This is a genomic window from Streptomyces hazeniae (assembly GCF_031845485.1).
Lineage (GTDB): Bacteria > Actinomycetota > Actinomycetes > Streptomycetales > Streptomycetaceae > Streptomyces > Streptomyces hazeniae.
Map to the genome: position 1 here is coordinate 1 of NZ_JAVREQ010000100.1, position 567 is coordinate 567.

At 68.4% G+C, this 567-nt stretch carries 1 pseudogene; it reads left to right on the top strand.

The annotated features are described in order from the left end of the window. Window positions 1-159: 159 nt before the first annotated feature. Window positions 160-567, top strand: a pseudogene (locus RM572_RS28785) (phosphoglucosamine mutase); the annotation flags it as partial.

Consider the following 567-nt stretch of genomic DNA (forward strand, 5'->3'; position numbering starts at 1 on the left):
ACACAGCTCACCCCTCGCGCGTGTGCCGGGCGAGCCGTGCCGTCCGCCCATGCCGTCCGCCTGGCGGTTTTGCTGTTTTCGTTGTTGTGGTTGTTTAGTTTCGCCTTGCTTTGCTTTGGTTTGTTTTTTTGTGGTTTCGGAGCACCTCGGAGGACACCAGTGGGACGACTCTTCGGTACGGACGGAGTGCGCGGTGTCGCCAACGCGGATCGGACGGCCGAGCTCGCGCTCGGGCTCTCGGTCGCGGCGGCGCACGTACTCGCCGAGGCGGGCACCTTCGAGGGGCATCGCCCGACGGCTGTGGTCGGCCGTGACCCCCGGGCGTCCGGAGAGTTCCTGGAAGCCGCCGTGGTGGCCGGTCTTGCCAGCGCGGGCGTGGACGTCCTGCGCGTGGGCGTGCTGCCGACGCCGGCCGTGGCGTACCTCACCGGCTCGCTCGGCGCGGACATCGGCGTGATGCTCTCCGCCAGCCACAACGCGATGCCGGACTACGGCGTGTAGTTCTTCGCGCTCGGCGGCCACAAGCTCGCCGACGAGCTGGAGGACCGGATCGAGACGGTCTACGAG